Here is a 447-nt window from a genome sequence, read left to right as displayed (position 1 = left end):
TAACAGATTCGTTCGATAACATTTCAGACCAACGAGATTTTTCAAGCCAATGGTTTTGCGTTGATGACGGCGGAGAGATCCCTGAAGACCAAGAGCTGCATTGGCACCTAAATCACTTGCAAGATAACCCTAGTGCGGCAAGAGACTTATTGCACGCGCTGCTTCCTGACAAAGACACACGACAAGGCTCATGGCGTTGCAGTTACCGCCTACTACAATCAACAGAGATGATGCCACTTGTGTTCGACTATGCGTGGATGATGAACGGGCAGTTTGCTTTCTACCTTGTCGATTCGTCATCTTCTGATAACGGCGGCTCAGCGGCCACATTGTTGGTGAGAGCGTTATTCCACGATTACATCAGAAATAGAAAAGATTTTAACGTTGATCTCAAAGATATCGCGGAGATTTTGGAGAAGGGGATTCGTTGCTCTAAATGTTCAACCC

1 pseudogene is annotated in these 447 nt (G+C 46.1%); it reads left to right on the top strand.

What is annotated here, in order from left to right:
* A pseudogene (locus AB4496_RS28220) lies at positions 1–447 on the top strand (two-component system response regulator); the annotation flags it as partial.

It is taken from the genome of Vibrio sp. 10N.222.46.A1 (assembly GCF_041473595.1).
Taxonomy (GTDB): domain Bacteria; phylum Pseudomonadota; class Gammaproteobacteria; order Enterobacterales; family Vibrionaceae; genus Vibrio; species Vibrio tasmaniensis_A.
The sequence above is the reverse complement of the archived record's forward strand: the minus strand, read 5'-3'. Positions and strand labels throughout refer to the sequence as shown.